Source organism: Paenibacillus sp. JT22N15 (assembly GCF_059383755.1).
Window position 1 is genome coordinate 287,072 of record NZ_JBXENV010000004.1, and the last position, 18,398, is coordinate 305,469.

General features: G+C 40.0%; 20 protein-coding genes. 2 read left to right on the top strand and 18 right to left on the bottom strand.

The features are described from left to right. Positions 1–7: 7 nt before the first annotated feature. From AC50X8_RS09835 to AC50X8_RS09885, 11 genes are all read right to left on the bottom strand, one after another. Positions 8–463, bottom strand: a complete 456-nt coding sequence (locus AC50X8_RS09835) for a hypothetical protein (protein ID WP_494879561.1) — start codon at positions 461–463, stop codon at positions 8–10. Positions 464–591: 128 nt separating this feature from the next. Further along, entirely contained in the window at positions 592–1,224 is a 633-nt protein-coding gene (locus AC50X8_RS09840) for a hypothetical protein (RefSeq protein ID WP_494863292.1), read from the bottom strand. Between the two features lie 188 nt (positions 1,225–1,412). Next, positions 1,413–1,775 (bottom strand): hypothetical protein, encoded by a 363-nt coding sequence (locus AC50X8_RS09845; protein WP_494879562.1) that lies wholly within the window; start codon positions 1,773–1,775, stop codon positions 1,413–1,415. A 16-nt stretch (positions 1,776–1,791) separates the two neighbouring features. After that, the gene (locus AC50X8_RS09850; RefSeq protein ID WP_494879564.1) at positions 1,792–2,121 is read right to left on the bottom strand and encodes a hypothetical protein; all 330 of its coding nucleotides are present in this window, start codon (positions 2,119–2,121) and stop codon (positions 1,792–1,794) included. Between the two features lie 136 nt (positions 2,122–2,257). Beyond that, positions 2,258–3,328, bottom strand: coding sequence for a beta-galactosidase BglB (bglB, locus tag AC50X8_RS09855; RefSeq protein WP_494879566.1), 1,071 nt, complete (start codon positions 3,326–3,328; stop codon positions 2,258–2,260). 35 nt (positions 3,329–3,363) lie between these two features. Continuing rightward, entirely contained in the window at positions 3,364–5,919 is a 2,556-nt protein-coding gene (locus AC50X8_RS09860) for a hypothetical protein (RefSeq protein WP_494879568.1), read from the bottom strand. Positions 5,920–5,924: 5 nt separating this feature from the next. After that, positions 5,925–6,749 (bottom strand): carbohydrate ABC transporter permease, encoded by an 825-nt coding sequence (locus AC50X8_RS09865; protein ID WP_056041127.1) that lies wholly within the window; start codon positions 6,747–6,749, stop codon positions 5,925–5,927. After that, positions 6,749–7,654, bottom strand: coding sequence for a carbohydrate ABC transporter permease (locus tag AC50X8_RS09870; protein ID WP_494879570.1), 906 nt, complete (start codon positions 7,652–7,654; stop codon positions 6,749–6,751). Before AC50X8_RS09870 ends, AC50X8_RS09865 begins: the two co-directional genes overlap by 1 nt. Positions 7,655–7,750: 96 nt before the next feature. Continuing rightward, entirely contained in the window at positions 7,751–9,043 is a 1,293-nt protein-coding gene (locus AC50X8_RS09875) for an ABC transporter substrate-binding protein (RefSeq protein ID WP_494879572.1), read from the bottom strand. A 37-nt stretch (positions 9,044–9,080) separates the two neighbouring features. Further along, complete coding sequence (locus tag AC50X8_RS09880; RefSeq protein WP_056041471.1) at positions 9,081–9,947, bottom strand: AraC family transcriptional regulator; 867 nt, start codon at positions 9,945–9,947, stop codon at positions 9,081–9,083. A gap of 247 nt (positions 9,948–10,194) precedes the next feature. After that, on the bottom strand, positions 10,195–11,112 hold the full coding sequence (locus AC50X8_RS09885) for a ketopantoate reductase family protein (protein ID WP_494863312.1): 918 nt from the start codon (positions 11,110–11,112) through the stop codon (positions 10,195–10,197). A gap of 152 nt (positions 11,113–11,264) precedes the next feature. On the opposite strand from AC50X8_RS09885, the gene AC50X8_RS09890 reads away from it, so the two are divergent. Next, complete coding sequence (locus AC50X8_RS09890) at positions 11,265–11,819, top strand: TetR/AcrR family transcriptional regulator (RefSeq protein WP_056041116.1); 555 nt, start codon at positions 11,265–11,267, stop codon at positions 11,817–11,819. Positions 11,820–11,977: 158 nt separating this feature from the next. Here the strand turns inward: AC50X8_RS09890 and AC50X8_RS09895 are convergent, their stop codons facing one another. The 7 genes from AC50X8_RS09895 to AC50X8_RS09925 form a co-directional block, all read right to left on the bottom strand. Further along, entirely contained in the window at positions 11,978–12,379 is a 402-nt protein-coding gene (locus AC50X8_RS09895) for a hypothetical protein (RefSeq protein WP_494879573.1), read from the bottom strand. 143 nt (positions 12,380–12,522) lie between these two features. Then, the gene (locus tag AC50X8_RS09900) at positions 12,523–12,756 is read right to left on the bottom strand and encodes a pentapeptide repeat-containing protein (RefSeq protein ID WP_056041105.1); all 234 of its coding nucleotides are present in this window, start codon (positions 12,754–12,756) and stop codon (positions 12,523–12,525) included. 198 nt (positions 12,757–12,954) lie between these two features. Next, positions 12,955–13,386: a hypothetical protein gene (locus AC50X8_RS09905; protein ID WP_494879575.1), complete on the bottom strand. Its 432-nt coding sequence runs from the start codon at positions 13,384–13,386 to the stop codon at positions 12,955–12,957. Between the two features lie 100 nt (positions 13,387–13,486). Beyond that, positions 13,487–13,837: a hypothetical protein gene (locus AC50X8_RS09910; protein WP_155973473.1), complete on the bottom strand. Its 351-nt coding sequence runs from the start codon at positions 13,835–13,837 to the stop codon at positions 13,487–13,489. A 344-nt stretch (positions 13,838–14,181) separates the two neighbouring features. Next, complete coding sequence (locus tag AC50X8_RS09915) at positions 14,182–14,715, bottom strand: DUF2716 domain-containing protein (RefSeq protein WP_494879577.1); 534 nt, start codon at positions 14,713–14,715, stop codon at positions 14,182–14,184. Positions 14,716–14,793: 78 nt separating this feature from the next. Further along, positions 14,794–15,474 (bottom strand): class I SAM-dependent methyltransferase, encoded by a 681-nt coding sequence (locus tag AC50X8_RS09920; protein ID WP_056041098.1) that lies wholly within the window; start codon positions 15,472–15,474, stop codon positions 14,794–14,796. 17 nt (positions 15,475–15,491) lie between these two features. Further along, positions 15,492–15,956 (bottom strand): hypothetical protein, encoded by a 465-nt coding sequence (locus AC50X8_RS09925; protein ID WP_056041097.1) that lies wholly within the window; start codon positions 15,954–15,956, stop codon positions 15,492–15,494. A gap of 930 nt (positions 15,957–16,886) precedes the next feature. Here AC50X8_RS09925 and AC50X8_RS09930 point away from each other — a divergent pair. Continuing rightward, complete coding sequence (locus tag AC50X8_RS09930) at positions 16,887–18,341, top strand: glycosyl hydrolase family 28 protein (protein WP_494863337.1); 1,455 nt, start codon at positions 16,887–16,889, stop codon at positions 18,339–18,341. The last annotated feature ends 57 nt before the right edge of the window (positions 18,342–18,398 follow it).

Consider the following 18,398-nt stretch of genomic DNA (forward strand, 5'->3'; position numbering starts at 1 on the left):
TAACTACTCACAACCGTTCTTGAGATCGTACTATTTGCTCTATTAATTCATCCTGTCCTATTAATAACTTATTCGAGGTTTCTTTATAATCATGGATTGATGTAGCATATTCTTTGGGATCTGATGGACAGACGCTCCATCCCTCCCTTAAAGAATAATCATAAGAAATTTCTATTTGCTGATTACTAACTCTTCTGATTCTAAAACATCCTATATATTGATCTGAGAAATCAATTGGTAAGTAGCGTTCTTCTTTACTACCGAGGTTAATTATGTTTTCAATCCAGTATGATAATAGACTTTTTAACGATGCAGCTATCTTACAAAAGCCATCCTTTTCAGGTTGTATCGTATCCTCTATCTCAAAATAATAGGTATCAGCAATGACTAATAAGTCCATTTCTTTAAAGCTTACGATTAAATCTTCATGAGCTGCACCATTCTCTTTAATAAATACCTCCATATGAGTTCCTCCAAAATAAGACTTCTTGTTCTTTCATCTAACGCTTTCGTATTCACGATATCCCATCGACTTAATAGAGTAAAAACAACGGACATATGCCTGCCGCGCTAATATGGTGTTCAGTGAAGTCATCTCTCTTTTCCGATTAAACTCACATACTCACGTTCAATTATCATGACTCCATTATTTATAAGTTTCACACAGTTTACATTATCCAAGGAACCCTCAATTTGTATGAAAGATTCACTATCTACTATGCAAAATGGATCTATAGATGGTTGTTCACCACTCACAATTTCCCTTGAATTAATCGGAGCGCCAAATTCCCTATAGGTCTGAATATTATTTAAATCATGTTGGTTCCATAAATCAATTGAAAGATTAATAAGAGGAGAAAGCTGCTGGCCACTAAATATCCATGTACCATCTCCAATGACTATCTCATCTTCAGGTATTATCATATGTAGTATAATTTCATTAGGTTGATACATCCAAAACAATCTAATATGACTAAACTGCTCAGAGTCTAACAATAATTGTTTATAACCATGTTTAACATGCTGATCATAAGCCAATTTGAATTTCTTAGATAATAAGTTCGTATTCCAAGAAATTATTTCATCATGTGTATTGTTTTCTGACTCCCAATAGCCCGATTTAAAAGGGAAGTAATTATAAAATGAATTATAAACTTCTTCTACAAAATCAATTGAAAAAGATGAATAAGGAAAAGAATAATACACCGAAAAATATGCAGGCACAAAGTCACTTCCTAGGTGATAGATTTATATATAATTTTCTTTTATTCATGAACTTGATAACATGAAGTGAACATAGGAATCAAGCTTATTGTTTCCCGAATTATCTAATCGCAATTCAGCTTCATCGAATACCTCCAATACTCATGAATTTTAATCAATTGCGATTACGTTCTTGTTATTTACGAAAATTAATTAATACTCCATTCACTAATCCTGTTATATGAATACTTTAAAGAACGCTCATATTGAACTTGGCCATAATAAACTCTTACTTCCAGTTTTTCTGAAATTATTGTTCCTATTTCATCAATTGATTTATTTGTATTCTTTATTGCAAGGATCACCGGACATTCATATTCTCCTTGTTCCCAATTATGTTCTCTTGCAATATTAAAATAATATTTCGTATTTTGATCCGTTTGGGATTCACACCACTCCCATGTATCTTCATAATCCCGGTAATATTCAGGTAACGCTAGAGCAGTTTGAAGTAACTCCGTTATATCATTTAATTCCTTTTTAATAAAAAACCAAAATTGATTTTCTCTCATATTTTAATCACCTATTTCATTCATTGTCATTTTTGTGTTTATACCATTCCATAATCCTATTAAGAGTTTCATCAACTTTCTTCTGAAATCTCTCAACATATTCATCTTTTATTTCATTGGGATCAGACCCATACCATTCATAGCAATTAATTAATAGAGGACGGATTTCATTCAATTTATTTCCACAAAGTAAATTTTGCAATTCACTTGTTAAATTATCATGTTCATCTTCAGGGGCCCCACCCTTAATAAGTCCCAAGGGATCGTAGCTGTTTATTATTTCTCGTAGCTCTAAAAAATCAATTAGGTATTCTTTTGATTTATTCTTCTTTGGATTCTTATTCATTTTTTAATCACCTGGGCAATAAGTCATATATGAAATTTCGTCCCCATGACTTGGAATAATATTACTATAAAATCACACAAAAGGGGAGAATACAGGAACTTTCATTCCCATATCCTCCCCACAAGAGGCCTTGCTATTATTCGGCACCAGCAGCGTTCAATCCCTCTATCAGGATGAACAAAGCAAGCGCCTGTCCATAGCCCATCGGGCTAAGTGGAATGTCCTTATAGAACTGGGCATTCGTGCCGACAGGAGTTCCGTAGGACACCTGCTGTACAATTCCTTTTTCATCAATGTGCCGCAATACAGCTTCAAGTGCCTTCAAGCCTGTCTGACGATAGGCCTCATCCACGTAGCCATACCGGATTCCCTTGAGAATGCCGTAGCCAAACGCTGCTGTAGCCGAGGCTTCTTTGTAAGAGTCCGGATCATCCAGTACAGTGTGCCACATGCCATCCGCTTCCTGAAGCTTGCTCAGTGCTCTGATTTGAGCGGTCGCCGTATCCAGCAAATAGGCTTTCAGCCCTTCTTCTAGCGGCACAATATTAAGGAAATCAATAACTCCCGCCGTGTACCACGCATTGCCTCTGCCCCAATGGACAGCACCATAATTATGATTTTCGTTAAAATCCCAACCGTGATAGAATAATCCGGTTTTCTTATTATACAAATATTTGATATGCACAAGGAACTGTCGCTTGGCTTCTTCTACAAACTCAGGTTTGTTAAAGTAAACCCCTGCCTTCGCCAAAAATAGAACCGTCATGAAAAGGGTATCTATTAAAATTTGGCCATCATTGGCATCTCCAGTTATCATATGCTGAAATGCACCATCTCCCGTGCGAAGCAGCCCCTTCATAATCCAGCCGCTCCATTCCTCACAAACACGTTCATATTCCTTGTTCCCGGTAATCTCACAGAGCGAAATCAGCGTAAGGAGCGGGGCACATGTATTCACATTTTTTTCTGGCAATCCTTCCATCAGCCTGGCATTGTACCATGACTCCAGAAATTCCAGCACCTTGGCATCCTTCGTTGCCTCATAAAGCTGAAGAAAGCCATATAGACCGACACCTTGCGGCCATTCCCATAAGTGAATATCAATCAGTCCGATTGGAAACTGCTCATCCATTGCCGTGTTTTCCATGGACTCCATCGCATGGGATACCTTGCTTATTTTCTCCAGCAGCATCGTTCTGTTCAGCATGTTCGTATTCGCTCCTTTGCTTTGTTGCCCCAGGCTCAGTTCCCCATGTCCAGCAGCTGCAATTGTCCTCTCACGCCATAACCGCCGTGTATGATTTCCTCTCCTTCTATAAGGAAAGGCTTATCCATCCCCCATTGCATTTGACCATATATCGGGTCTGCTAGGGTAAGCGATAAGGTTTGACTGTCGAATTGCGGGCTTGCAGCTAACATTTGGTTTTTGAAATGGCTGAAACTACCGAACTGCTGCTCGCTGCCTGCCCTTATAATCCAGGCGTTGCGCAAGCCGTGCGAAATGAGCTCACGCTCTTTCGTCACCCCAGCTGTCTCCATAGCTGCCCCATTTGCCGCATAGATGGCTGCATATCCTTTATCCAGACGGGCAAAATGCCAGTTCCCCTCCCTTGTCCATTCCGTAAAGGAATAGGAAGGAAAATAAGCATGTGTCCAATCTGAGCTTCGATTAGTCGGAATGTCAAAAATCATGAGCGCTATGCTCTCATGCTGAACGACGTCGGGCAATATTCCATTGCCTGCCCAAAAACAAGGCCTGCCGTCTCCATGCTTATAGATTTCTGCCGGATGATTCACCCAAATTTGCGCCTCAGGAGACAATGATAAATGATTGACATGCTCCTGATAGCCTTGTTTGCCTGGACGAAACCGAATAATGGAAGATAAAGTGTACTCCGCAGTGCGATAGTGATAGAGCTGGGCATAACCGCCCTTGCCCTGCTGATTGGTGAACACTAATTGCTGATTTTCCCCGAGCAGCAGATGCTCCTGGTACGCTGCCGGTGGCATATAATCCGATAAACACAAGGCGACATTGCTAATTGAATAATTGTTTACATTGCCGACTCCATATCCAATCCAGCACATGGAGGTCGTTCCCGCTGCATAATGGCCCAACAATTCCTTCTCATAGCTGCGGCCGAAGGTTGTCGTCATCACTCCTCGATGCATTTGGACGGTAATATAATAGAATAAGAGGTCCATTGCCTGTTTCGCTTGTTCCCGGAGCCGGTCACTATGGGCAAATTCATAAATATGCAGCAGCCCTACCGCATCAATAGGAATATAGGCGCTGGAATTCCATTCTGCCAGTCCTTCGTCAAAAAAGCGCTCGAACCATAACGCAAGCCTCTGCTCTGCTTTTTGGCGGTGCACTTCACCGGATTCCCCGCTGTTGCCAAACGTTTCTTCCTCGAACAGCTGGCCCGCCAGCAGCTCATTGGTATGAAACAATAGGGCATGGTTTTCACTGAAAAACCACATCACATCATCGCCCGGCTCATCAATCCAATAGCGATAACCCAGAATGCTTGCTTTTACCCGATCCCAGAACGATTCGGTAAACAAACCGCTATTTCGCTCATCTCTCCAGAGGCGGAATAGCCCGACCAGGTAGAAGTCACTGCAATCCTTCCGCTGTTCTATCCCTTCCACCCCATCCAGCAAAATCTTCTCTGCTGTCTGGAGATCGCCTCCTGTTTTCAGCATGGCGATGGCCTTATGTATATTAGGACTCCCCTTCTCGGCCATACAGCGCAGAGCGAGAGATTTTCGAGCTTCTATATCCGCAGCCTTCTGAGCAGCCTCGTCATAGGCAGTATCATAGGATTGACAACCAAATTTCTTCGTCAGTACAACGTTTGAAACGGAAATGGTTAATGTGAAATAAACGTAATGATGGCCGATTTCATTCGTATGTGCCAAGGTCAGATCAGCTGCACCTTCAGCAATGCGTATCGTTTTATTTTCCGTCCCATCAAAAAAATTGCCATACAGTATATCTGCCTCTGTAACGATGTCAGGAAAGGGGAGCGGGAGCCGCAGCTTGATCTCCTCCCCTTTAAAAATATCCGAAGGAAAATAAGCCTGTTCAAGAGCTTGCTCTGCCGATTGCACAAGCTGCACCAGATCGGGAGCGATAGGCAAGGAAATAGCCAATTCCTCGCCGCCTTGATATTCCACTGCGAAAGCATACATCGTATCCCGTTCGGCAAGATCCTCCCAGCAGGCATAAATTTCATTGATTCCGGCCACAAGCTCTGCTTCAACGACGATTTCCTGCTCCTTGTTCCGGGTGAGCGGGGCAAAGTCTGCCACCAGCTGTCCATTAATCCACAGCGCCAAGCTGCCGTAGGTTCTCACCCGTAACGAGGCAGTATGGCTAGCAGGCGATACAAGCCGTGTAGCCGCATAGCTGCGAAGATGGGTCGGGACGAACCAAAATCCTGATTTCTCCACCCTCGGATTATTCCATGGCGAATACAGCTCCCAAGACCTCTCACCCTCTATTCCCTGCAGTCTGTCTCCTGGCATTGGAAACTTGCTCCATTGATCGAAGAAGCGACCCGGGGGCTGTATTCTCCGATTGTCTACAAATTCCTTGCGGCAAGGATTTTCATGAATGGCAAAACCCTCTATGAGCCAATCATTAATATCCCCCTCCATCGTTGTTGGAACAAATTTAACAGGCTTCGTGTAAATTCCGCTAATCAACCAATGATTAATCATTTGATTTTGCCCTAATTTCATGGGCTTATAATACAAGGCGTCAATTCCGCCAATTATGGTGTCAGACATTCTAATCATCCTTTCATACCTGAAGTAATCATGCCGCTAACAAAATAGCGCTGGAAAACGATAAAAACGACAAGCACTGGAATCATCGTGATGACGGACATGGCAAGCAAGCTTCCCCAATCCACGCTGTATTCTCCTATAAAATTAGACAGTGCCAGCTGGATCGTGTATTTAGCTGGATCACTAATTGCAATGAGCGGCCATAGGAAATCATCCCATCTCCACATAAAGGAGAAGATCGCCAGCACGGCAAGAATAGGCTTAGCCATGGGAAGAATAATGCTCCAGTAAATTTTCCACTCTCCTGCTCCATCCATCCGTGCAGCTTCCAGCAGCTCATCCGGTACCGTCAGCAAATACTGCCGCATCAGGAACACCCCTGTCGGGGTAGCCGCAGGCGGGATAATAATCGCAAGCATGCTGTTATACATGCCAAGTGCGCTCAGCACCTTGAATATCGGAATCATAATGACCTCGATTGGAATCATCAGGGTGGAGATAAAACCGATCAAAATGATAGAGCTCCCGCGAAAGCGGTACTTGGCCAATGCAAAGCCTGCCATGGAATTGATCAGCAGCAGGAGCAGCGTTGAAGTGAGCGTCACGATCGTACTATTTTTGAAATACAAGCCAAAATCGCCTTTGCTGAACGCCTCCTTGAAATGCTCGAAGGTTACCGGCTGCGGCCATAGTTTTGGAGGATAACTGTACAAATCGCTATTCGTTTTTAGAGCAGAAATGACGACCCATAATACCGGCAGCAGCCAAAATAATGCTGCTACACTTAACAGACTGTAGATGGCGATTTTGGTTAGAGGCCTAAGCTCCATTAGACAGCACCCCCTTTGGAAATACGGAATTGCAGGGCAGAAAACCCGCCGATAATGACAAATAACATCACGGACATCGCACTAGCCAAGCCAAGCTCCTGCTTCGTAAAGCCAATCTCATAAATGTATTGAACAATATAGGTCGTTTCTTTGCCCGGCCCGCCGCCTGTAAGCGCAAACATAAGCGGGAACGCTTTGAACGCATCAATCAGAGACAGCATGAATACGAGCAAACTAGTTGGCTTCAAGAGCGGGAGTGTAATATGGCGGAACACCTTTAGTCCCGTTGCCCCGTCCAATCGAGCAGCCTCATAATAATCCGTAGGTATCGCCTGCAAGCCCGCTATGAAAATGACCATGAAAAAGCCGGCCCGTGACCATACCGTCGCGATAATAACAGCCGCATTGGCCCAGAATGGCGAGGTTAAAAAGCCGACCGGCTCCACTCCGATCAGAGTAAGCATGTGGTTCAAAATGCCAAATGAATCTCCAAAAATCCACTTCCAGGTCAAACCTACTATGATAAAAGAAATCATCGTCGGCCAATAAAATATGGCTCTGAACAAGCCGCGCATTTTAATCTCACGCGCAAGCAGCATCGCAATGCCTAATGCCACTGCATAAATGAGCGGAACAACAATCGCCGCATAAATCCCCGTTCGTCCTATCGTCGACCAAAATTCCTTATCCCCAATAATTTTGATATAGTTGCCGAGTCCATTGAACTTCATTGGATTCAAGCCATCATAAACATGGAAAGAATAAAACAAGCCCAATAAGGAGGGAATTACGATAAAAACACCAAATATCAGGAGGTTGGGAAGAATAAACAGATAAGGAGCAATGGCGAGCTTCCTCGTCTGTCCTGTCTGCTTTTTACGGTTTAAACTTTGACCTCCGCTCATCTGCTTGCCCCTTCCATATGAATAAAATGAAAGGGCGGCCTGACAGAAATCGGTCCGCCACCCCTTTAGTAATACGATTTGTAGCCTTAGGCTCGCCTACTGGCTTCCAATAGCCTCGTTAATCAGCTTGGCTGTCTTGTCCATTGCTTCCTGAGCAGTTGCTTTATCCGACAGAACGTCAATAATATTATTTTTTAAGTCCGTCGAAATTTTGGAGATAAGCGTCTGTCTGGACCAGTCATTGGCTGCAAGCGGCGAAGTATTTTTGAGTTCATCCGAGAAGACCTCATACATTTCCTTGCCAAACTCATAATCCAGCACAGAGCTGTCCTTGCGAGGACTCATAAACAGTGACTCTTGATTATATTTAGAATTCACTTCTTTGGACGTCAAATAGTTAATAAAGGCTGCTGCCTCCTGCTCATTGCCACTGCCTTTGAAAGCCATAAGGAATTTCCCGCCTGGCACCGAGGAACGTTGTGTTCCTTTCGGCATATAGGTAACTCCCCATTCAAAATCAGTAATGTCCTTGTAATTGCTAATCATCCAGTTGCCAGCCCAGTGGGCAGCTACCGTCCCGGAACGGAACAAATTGTTAGGATTCTCCCCGCCGAGCCATACGGATTCCGGCATGATCCCATCCTTATGAAGCTGCTTAAAGAGCTCCATACTGCGAACTCCGGCTTCACTATTAATCGCTGCTGCGCTGCCATCTTCGGTCACAATGCTTCCGCCGTTCTGATACAGAAGGGTAGACCATCTATGCGGTGTGACATCCCAAACCATGCCATATCTTGCTCCGCCTTTGGCCATAACCTCTTTCAGTGCAGCGATATACTCATCCCACGTCCACACTTCCTCTGGGGAAGTCGGTACTTTGACGCCCGCTTTATCAAATAAGGTTTTGTTATAAATCAGCCCATTCGCTGTTACATCCATCGGGGCAGCGATCAGCTTGTCGTTAATCACATAATAAGGCTTAAGCGAATCAATAAATTGACCCTCGAACTGATCGGCACTTTCCACGTAAGGGGCAAGATCCACTGCCTGATTAGCGAACGATCCCGTATCCGTGATCCGACTCAGAGCAGGCGGCTTGCCGCCAGATATCATCGTTTTCAATTTTGTTTGAAGATCCTTGAAGCCGACTTCAATCAGATTGATTTTGACATTGGTATTGGACTGCTCGTATTCTTTAATAATCCCCTTGATGACTTCTCCTTCGTTCCCATCAGAGAACCACAAGAAATCTAGAGTAGCCTGCTTGGCCCCTCCGGTGCTATCGGTATTGACCGTGCTATTATCGGTATTGCCGCAAGCAGATAGCATAATGAGTGACATAATCAAAACCAGGCTAAAGCTGAGCTTGAAGTTCGTTCTTCGTTTCATACAAACATCTCCTTTGAAATGATTAATGAATTTCGCTTTAGTTAAGCACTTTATTTTTTCGGAATAGCTGTGGCGATGCACCAACATATTGTTTAAAAGCTCTACTAAAATATTCTGGTGTGTTGAAGCCCAGCGTTTCTGATATGGACAAAATCGGCTCATCCGTAGACAGCAGCAGCTTTTTGGCCTCAGCCACCCGTTTTCGTATCACGTAATTGCTCACTGTGTATCCCGTCGTCTCTTTAAAAGAGTGGCAAATGTAATATTTATTCAAATGAAGCATCTTGGACAGCTCATCCAAAGAAACATTTTCTGTATAATTTTGGTTCAAATAGTTAAGAACCCGGCTCACGCTTGTTTGCTTCTGAGTAGAAGATGGAATCTCATTCACCGACTGCTCCATTTTCATTTTCCGGTAGATACGCAGCAGCAATTGAGTCAGGCTCATTTTGACCATCATTTTATATCCTGTATTTCTGGCTTCCATCTCCTCCTTGATTCCTTTGAAAATGCTTTTGATCTGTTCACGCTCCTCCAAGGACCAGTGCACCAACAATCCATTAGGATGACGAAAGATAGACATCAGATTTTCGAGTTGGCTAACGCTGAGCATGTCCAAAAGCAACAATTCTGTAAAATTGACGAAGCTTCGCTTGTATACGATTTCTCTTGAGGGATTAATCCGGTGCGGCACCGCCCCTCTGAATACAAACATATCCCCAGGCGAAGGCTTATAGATTCGATCTCCGATTAAGAAGGTCGCATCCCCCTGTATAAAATAATGAATTTCATAACCGTTATGAGTATGAATAGGCCATTCATCCTGAAAATTATCCGCTTCTGACCGCACATAAACTTCATTTTCCTCCAAAGCAACATTCGTCGGGGTGTGGATGGATAGCACCAATAACTATCTCCCTTCTATGAATAGAATCAGCAATATTGATCAATAATTAAAAATGATAGCGCTTTATATTGAATTGTATCATAGTCATTTAAATAGAATCAGGACTATATTGCTGTATTGTTGATCAGAATTGTTGAAAATAATAATTAATGATTTCACAAATAAAAAGAAGACCGCATGCACAGCCCAGAGGCTGATCATGCGATCTATTAGGGAATGGTCAAATTTGACAATCCAATATCTGTTATCGTTCATATGGTGTGGATTCATTTTGACTTAAAAACTTCATTAAGTCGTTATTCAACTGTACAATTTCGTTGTTTGCATTACTCGCATAATCCGGCAACATCATATCCTTTACCATGTTCGTCCGTAACCATATCATAAAGAAAAAATCCAAAATCCAATCCGGACATCTAAGCAAAATTTTAATTTTAGACGGATCAAACGTAACACCAGCTTTTTGTACAGCCCTTAAATTCGCTTTCAGCGTGTATGTTATTTGATGTGCCGTTTTTCTGGTTCTAGCTGTTTTGGGGTCAATGATCTTATTATCACTTTTCAAAAAACTAAGCATTGCAATATCCGTTACGGCATGAGTTATTAAATACGCACTTATATCCTTATTTATTTCGTAAGGAAGTTTTGCTATTCTGAATAATCTTGCGAGTTTTTCTATACGTTCTGTCACTGCGCCATTAATTTCTCCGAACCTCGTAGCCGCTAATAACTTTGGTGGAATTCGAGCGTACAATATTCCATCTTTAATCTGTCCCCCAACGCCGGGGAAGCCTGGTAAAAGTCTATCCCCTACAATATCCATCCATGAAGAAAATCCAATTGGATTACTAATCATTGTAACAATATTTTTGCTTTGATTGTCTTTTAGTGCTAACAACGCTGATTCGGATCGATCGTAACGAACGGTAACGAAAATAAAATCATAAATATCACCATTTTCAAGCTCATCAATGACATTTACTTTTATAGATTTGACCACACCTTTTTCATTATATTTCAGGCCATTTTCTTTCAATGTATTAAATCGATTAGAACGTGCTAACATAGTAACGTCAAGCCCTGCTTCAATGAATTTAATTGCGTATATGCTCCCTATAACACCTGCACCAAAAATTAAAATTCTATTTTGTTTTACTGACATAAAAATCACCCCTATTTTTTAACCATTTTTTCTTGAATATCAGACAACATGTTGTATGATATAATCATAAATCTTTATGATGCCTTCATCAAACATCAGTTTTTTATGATTTGTCGGATGATATTCTTGTTCCCAATAGGAGACTAAAAAAAATGAAAAAGCAGCCCCAAATAACGGAAAAAACAAGACAAGTGTTTATAGATGTTTTTTGTGAGTTATATAGTCAAAAGCCTATTGAAAAAATCTCGATTCAAGAGATTGCGAATAAATCGGGATATAACCGCAGCACATTTTATCAATACTTTACTGATATTTACGATTTGTTAGACTTTGTTGAAAATGATTTATTGAACTACATAAAAGAAGAATTGGCTAATAATGAGCTTTCTACACATACTGCTGTTCAAAATCCGTTTCATTGCATGGAGAAAAGGGAGTATCTCTCGATTCTCAAAGCCCTCTTGGGCGATTATGGCAGTATTCGTTTTTTAGAACGCTTGAAAAGAGAAATCACCCTTGATAGCTTGGCATTAAACCTTCCGCAAAACAACGCCATAACGCCATACTTGATTGAGTTTCACATATCAACATCACTTTCTTTATTTCGTCTTTGGCTCCAGCGACAAAAGGATTTATCGCCAGAAGAATTTTTCGAGTTAGTGGAAAACCTATATACAAAGGGGGTAGCGCCATATTCTAAAAAATGAATCTACTTAGCCCATTCAATAAAATAACAGAGCAAAACCGCGTCAAAATAGTGGTCAGATCGTAGCGAGCGAGGAAAATTGATAGATGGGTGTCTGGTATTCCGCCATTATTAATGATCGTTTCTTCCCTTATGCTTACCAACATACACATCTTTCTTTTATGTTAACTTGTAATACTTACTGTAAAAATCAATTACTTTTTCTCTAGTCATGTAATCATCATTTGTTTCATATTGCTCTATGTATTCCAATATCTCTTTAGCTTTTGTCGTATTTAATTCTTTCAAAAAATGAATAGTCTCATTAAGTCCTGCACCCATTAGCAATTCTCCGTCAATATAGCAGCCTGCATCAAAATCTTTCATCTTAGCATTCCAGATTAGGAGAGTGTCCTCGGGATAACCAAAGGTAAAAAGCAAAATACAGAGCGTTTTCAAATACTCATGTTCTTCTGTATTAGAATCATTCGTTTCTTCGATTAGTAACGACCTAATTTCTTGTAAATTTTTTAGCTCTGGTTCTAACCCGAAGCGTTCTAATAAAATATCTTCCCTGTCCATCATAACCCTCCCCCGTATTTAGCCTATATCATTTTTTCTAAATCTTTTATTTCAAGAATCACGGAATGATAGTAATTTCCAACGAATCGTATGCTATCTCTCTTTGCCTTATTAAACACAGCCGAACATAACATATTTCCTGTTCATTCCGATTCTGTCAGATCCGCTTCCGTAAAATTACAGGTCTTCAGATTCGAATTTATAAATTTGCTGTTTTTTAAACTTGCATTTGAAAAATCAAGGGCAAATATGCACTCTATAAATGAGCATCCACTCAGATTATAGTTTTGAAGGCTCCCTTCTTCTACCTCTATCCCTGAAAAAGTCTTTTGACCAGCTTCAAGTAATTCTTTAAATTGATCGATAGTCAGTTCCATTTAAACAATCAACGCCTTTTGGGGTATATTTCTTGATACTTTTTAATCAGTGTCAGCCCTTTTTCACCAAACGTACTAGTTTAAACCCTGGTTGATTCAACTTCCATGCCAAAAGACGCTACCAGACCAAGAGCGAATGTCCACAGCGTGAATACTTTGTTAGCTTATGCTGTTGACCTCTTCATAAGCTAGCACTGATTAAATCCCTATTAAAGTAATAAATTCATTGATTTCAAGCTGAGATTCGATCCAATCAAGAAAATCTTTAAGCAATGAAATTATCTCATGCCTAATCATTTGAAACTCTTCTATTTTGCATGCTCTTAGAGTTCTTTCTTTATAGAATATTGAAATGTACTCTTCTAACTTTTCATCTTGATATTTGATTAAGAATTCATTTTGCTTCTTAACTTCATTCATAATTAATTTCCATTGACTTCTTTCTAAAACAAAACAGTTGAACGGTTCATATCCTTCGAAGCCCCTCTTTACTGCTACGACTATAAAACTGAAAGCATCATCGGTTAAGTATACTGACTCTGGCTTCAGATAACCACCACCAGTGTATCGTCTAGGAAATAGTTCAATGTAATTTAAATTTTCTAATTCATGTAATCTAAATAGCTTCATTGTAGTTACCCTCATGAGTAAATTATTTATTTGATAGTTTCTGATAGCGTTCGTGTAGTTACGACTCCAATAGATTTAAGGAACTAAATAGCATTCAAAATCATAACCTTTCTATATAATATCCATCACTTTCTACATGCTCATCAAATTCTTTATATATGGATTCAATGCTTGGAGCATCTTTTCCAAGACGAGATTCAAGTGACTCTAAAATATTGTTTAAATCCATATCACTAAATACATAATCCAGACCGAAATGATCTGGCAAATACACAATTTTTTCTTCTCTAAAATATTTTGCAAACTCGATACATATCTTTCTCAAAGTATCTCTCGTCTCTAAATGGGTTAAAAAATGATCCCAGTATCGATTTGCCCTAACACAACAAACCATATCTTTATTAAATGTAAGATCTATTAATCCATAGTCTATTTCAATATATTTCTCCATGAACACATTAATTTCTCCACTAGTTTCTCTTTCCTTTGTTTCAAAGTCATTTAAAAGATTTAAGTAAACAAAGCTATCTTTATTTTTAATATCTTGGTAAAGGGTCTTAAAATCTATATTTTGAGGAAATTGAATTAAAGCAGTAAAAATTACCCCATGAAATTACCTCCTAAATTGTTCACCACGATTGCATATAATTTTCTGAGATTCGCCACATCGAAAAACTTAGGGGATTGTTCGAATCTACATAGCTATCCAGCATACCGATTTCAGAAGCGAGATTAGTCTTGCAGATTATCAGGTTGAACCCGCTTCCTTGAAAATCTATTATAACTCTCCTGTTTTCAACCTTGTCTGATAACTTTATTAAATAATTTAGGTTTAATTCTTTCTACGGCCTTTAAAAATTCATTGCCAAAGATACAAATGGAATTCTCCCATGGGTGGCCTAAATACCCCCATGTCATAGTCTTGTTTAGGAAAAAATAATAGTCACCATTTGGATAAAGTGGTATAGGCCATTCACCCCATTCATTTTTTGTACTCTCTAAATGAGGGTTAAATAGATAAGAATCATGTTGCCAATCAAGTACATATATATATTCATACTCATCCGTGCATTCTAACATGGCATTGACAATACACTTTTCTAAATCCTTATAGCGAAATTCAAAACCATTACCATAAAGATGCGAAATATCATAAATAACAAACGGGCGTGGTGTAATAAATGTTGGTGAATTTTCTTTAAGGCCACCAGGCTTAAAATTGAAATCCTTAGAGAACTTATCCCAAACAACTCGATAAAGTTCCGAATCGAGTTCTATCCAATTTCCCAATGAAATCACCCACTTTGATAAACTTTCGACCTCTTGCATTTAACATGATTATTTTTATGAACCTAATAGTCTATGGTTTTAGAAAATGTCGCCATCTTCTTCAAGTAACTTACAACATTAAGGTTTGTTTGCTTTCCATATGTATTTATAATCTCGCAATCCAAGTTTTCCGTTAATTATATTCTGTTGAATCTTCAATTCTAGTTCCTTCTGTAATTCAGGCTTTGTATAATCTGGATTGCCGGGTATTCCTGAAATAAACTTAGCAAATTCAATCTCATTAGGGAAAAAGATAATCGCGCTATTAAACTCTTCGATTTCAATGTTTATGAATCCATTACTGTTTAATCTGTTTTTAACTGTGTCTAATGCTCCCGAGTGAATTCCGAATATCGCACCTCCAGAAAGAAGGATTCTACTATGATTTAATATAGAAGTTGGCCCTCTTCTGTCATAAATTAAATCAAATTGTTCATCCTTAAAAGGTAAGTCAGTTTTGGTCGTAGCATATACAAACCTTACATTATTCACTTTACTTTCTTCTGAAATTGTCTCAGCAATCTTTACCATTTCAACAGAGTTGTCAAATCCAATGATTGATTTAGCATGTCTCGACATCTTTAGTGTGAAATCCCCATGTCCGCACCCAGCATCTAAAACTGAATTAAAATTTGGCAACATGCCCCTCAGTCTCTCTTCAAAGATCTGTTCCGCTGAAATTCCTTCAATGGTAAATATCGCATTGTTTTTATAACCGCCATTTCTTCTAGCGATCATGTCGTACCACTCGGTGCCCATCGCTCAACCTCCCTGCGTTACTTCAATGAAATTCCAATCCCTATTTTATAAATATAATAACTATAAGAAGCTTCATGCTTCGTTCTTCCTATTACATAATCATTACTCATGATCAATTTCTTTAAAAGTTCAGGTACTTCAATATCCCATTCGATTTCTAATAGTTGTACTGGAAACTTACTATACGGATTTTTTGTATGCATAAATACTGCATCACTCGAACCAAATTCAGGATCAATATATATCCAAGCTTGAAAGTCGATTTCATTCCCGTCTGATTGTTCTTCAATTTGGTCTAACATATTTAAGTAATATTTAAAATGTCTCCTTCTATGCCTGATACTTTCATCCGTTATTCCTTTCCAGTCAAGGTGCATATGCCAGTGGTTATACCACGTTTCATCATCAAAATGAAATTGATGGGTAAAAATCAGTTTTTCTATCTTTCGATAATGCCGACGTAAACCACGGAATTTTTTCATATAATACCCCTCTATAATAACTGAACATTATGGTGTGCATTGGTTACATATGCTGCTGATTTCCAACTTCAGTAAATCATCATTACTCTCTTTTATTTTACTTTTTATCTCTGCCCTTGAGTACATGTTATATAATATATTCCTTATTTTCTTTTCATGTTTAATTTCACAACGGACTCCTAGTTTCACCATGTTATGCTGATCAGTGAAGTCATAATAAATATTGGTTATATAATTCCGTTATATCGAAACTTATATTTAGCTGTCTCATTAATTCTTCTAAAATAAACACCTCATATGTATCATCATTCAAATCAAAAAACGGTAGATATAAAGATTCTTAATTCCTTTCATTTTTTCATATAGTCAATTAATGGTTTTCTTAATTCCATATATGTTCGCACTTCCCCCCTCCTTCACCAATATTATTTACATGCTGAAGCTTGCTACTCAGTCCATCCATAAATCACCCTATTCAACATTATGAACTCCACTATTCATGTTGATTCGTAAGCCTAACTAAACACCCAATTTTATCCAATTTATCAAATAGCCCAATCGAATCCATTAATCCATGTATATAATAGATTACTAGCTGGAAAGGAGATGATTTGAATGGGATACGGATATGACAAAAAGAAAAAGGTTAAAGTAATTTTTGTTAAACCTGGTCAAAAAGTTCTTATTATCGGTAAGAAGCATTGGACAAAGAAAAATCATTGCTAAGCTTGTGGAGTGCTTGTTCATACAAGCGCTCTTACATACTCTTATATATAAACATCCCCATCCACTGTTCAACTCATCCTATAAATAATAAAACCCAAAATGATTAAAATTCATTGCTATCATTAACTTATGCAATTGTTAGCGGCCGCCCCATTATATTAACCTGAATACAGGCAATGACTATTTCGTATTTGGGAGGTACATATGAGTCAGACGATCATTTATCCAGCACCGGAAGGTGCCATTGGTTCAGATAACTATCGCGTTCGCGTACGGGAAATTGGAGGCGACTGGCAAGAGCTGTTCGTGTACGAAGTCAAGGTGGATATGCATAACGTTCGCAAAGCTTCCATGGCTTATTTTGATATGGAGGGCACGGTTGAGGTAGAAATCGACTGCTGCTTCACGCCTATAAGCAGCGTCATCGTACGCCCCCTATCGACAGGCATTCAGACTGAATATAGCAGCCATTCCATTCGCTTCACATTGGATCGACCTGAAAAGTTATCAATTGAGGTTAATGACGAGCGCTTCCGCAATTTGCATCTATTTGCCGGTAAGCCTGAGCTGGAGGCACCTAGGCCCGGAGATCCAGGCGTGCTCGTGCTGGAGAGAGCCGGGAAGCCCGCCATTCACCGAACAGAGGATATTTTAAAATTAGCCGAGACCCCGACAGCTGAGACGGGGCACGCGCCCGATGTCATTTATTTCGCTCCCGGTATGCATTATTTAGAAGAAACAATACTCCGCATTCCTTCAGGCAAAACAGTTTATATTGCCGGGGGTGCCATCGTTGTCGGCTCGCTCGTCTGCGAGCATGTTGAGAATGTAACCATTAGAGGAAGAGGCATCTTGGACCTGTCCGATTTCCATCGCTATTCGGCTTTCCGTGGCGTACGTATTGTATTCTCGCAAAAGATTCAGGTTGAGGGGCTTATTTTGCTCGATCCGCCCCATTACAGCATTTATATTGGAAAGTCCTCTCATATAAGCATTAGCAACTTCAAATCGTTCAGCACAAGAGGCTGGTCAGATGGCATCGATATGATGGCTAGCTCCGATATTGACATTGATGATGTTTTTCTGCGGACATCCGATGATTGCATCGCTATTTATGGCACTCGCTGGGATTATAAAGGAAATACGCGCCGCGTGCGTGTCCGCAATTCAGTGCTGTGGGCGGACGTCGCTCACCCGCTAATGATTGGGACCCATGGCGATCACCATCATGACGGAGATACGATTGAGGATATTACCTTTATGAATTTGGACATCCTTGAGCATCACGAGCCTCAAGAAAATTATTGGGGAGCGCTGGCCATTAATGCAGGAGATAAAAATATTGTTCGCCAAGTGCTGTACGATAATATCCGCGTCGAGCCATTCGAGCAAGGACAGCTGATTGACATTCGGGTCGTGCACAATGCTGATTATAATCCTGTACCTGGCAACCGTATCGAAAATATTACGTTCCGCAATGTCGCCTATAGTGGAGAGAATAGCAATCCCAATCGGATTTACGGTTTTGATGAACAAAGACCTGTCGAAAATATTACTTTTGTTAACCTCCGCATCAATAACCAATGGATTAGTGATGCTTCTAAGGGCCATTTTCGCATCAATGCATTTGCCAAGAACATTACGTTTTTGTCCGATTAATAGGAAACAGCCCCTTCGTCACCAAATGACGGAAGGGGCTGTTATTTGTGCTGCATT

Excerpts from the sequence above, each read along its gene's own strand:
- AC50X8_RS09835 (WP_494879561.1), bottom strand. The coding sequence starts at position 463 with ATGGAGGTATTTATTAAAGAGAATGGTGCAGCTCATGAAGATTTAATC.
- AC50X8_RS09845 (WP_494879562.1), bottom strand. The coding sequence starts at position 1,775 with ATGAGAGAAAATCAATTTTGGTTTTTTATTAAAAAGGAATTAAATGAT.
- AC50X8_RS09850 (WP_494879564.1), bottom strand. The coding sequence starts at position 2,121 with ATGAATAAGAATCCAAAGAAGAATAAATCAAAAGAATACCTAATTGAT.
- bglB (WP_494879566.1), bottom strand. The coding sequence starts at position 3,328 with ATGCTGAACAGAACGATGCTGCTGGAGAAAATAAGCAAGGTATCCCAT.
- AC50X8_RS09860 (WP_494879568.1), bottom strand. The coding sequence starts at position 5,919 with ATGTCTGACACCATAATTGGCGGAATTGACGCCTTGTATTATAAGCCC.
- AC50X8_RS09865 (WP_056041127.1), bottom strand. The coding sequence starts at position 6,749 with ATGGAGCTTAGGCCTCTAACCAAAATCGCCATCTACAGTCTGTTAAGT.
- AC50X8_RS09870 (WP_494879570.1), bottom strand. The coding sequence starts at position 7,654 with ATGAGCGGAGGTCAAAGTTTAAACCGTAAAAAGCAGACAGGACAGACG.
- AC50X8_RS09875 (WP_494879572.1), bottom strand. The coding sequence starts at position 9,043 with ATGAAACGAAGAACGAACTTCAAGCTCAGCTTTAGCCTGGTTTTGATT.
- AC50X8_RS09885 (WP_494863312.1), bottom strand. The coding sequence starts at position 11,112 with ATGTCAGTAAAACAAAATAGAATTTTAATTTTTGGTGCAGGTGTTATA.
- AC50X8_RS09890 (WP_056041116.1), top strand. The coding sequence starts at position 11,265 with ATGAAAAAGCAGCCCCAAATAACGGAAAAAACAAGACAAGTGTTTATA.
- AC50X8_RS09895 (WP_494879573.1), bottom strand. The coding sequence starts at position 12,379 with ATGGACAGGGAAGATATTTTATTAGAACGCTTCGGGTTAGAACCAGAG.
- AC50X8_RS09900 (WP_056041105.1), bottom strand. The coding sequence starts at position 12,756 with ATGGAACTGACTATCGATCAATTTAAAGAATTACTTGAAGCTGGTCAA.
- AC50X8_RS09905 (WP_494879575.1), bottom strand. The coding sequence starts at position 13,386 with ATGAAGCTATTTAGATTACATGAATTAGAAAATTTAAATTACATTGAA.
- AC50X8_RS09910 (WP_155973473.1), bottom strand. The coding sequence starts at position 13,837 with ATGGAGAAATATATTGAAATAGACTATGGATTAATAGATCTTACATTT.
- AC50X8_RS09915 (WP_494879577.1), bottom strand. The coding sequence starts at position 14,715 with ATGCAAGAGGTCGAAAGTTTATCAAAGTGGGTGATTTCATTGGGAAAT.
- AC50X8_RS09920 (WP_056041098.1), bottom strand. The coding sequence starts at position 15,474 with ATGGGCACCGAGTGGTACGACATGATCGCTAGAAGAAATGGCGGTTAT.
- AC50X8_RS09925 (WP_056041097.1), bottom strand. The coding sequence starts at position 15,956 with ATGAAAAAATTCCGTGGTTTACGTCGGCATTATCGAAAGATAGAAAAA.
- AC50X8_RS09930 (WP_494863337.1), top strand. The coding sequence starts at position 16,887 with ATGAGTCAGACGATCATTTATCCAGCACCGGAAGGTGCCATTGGTTCA.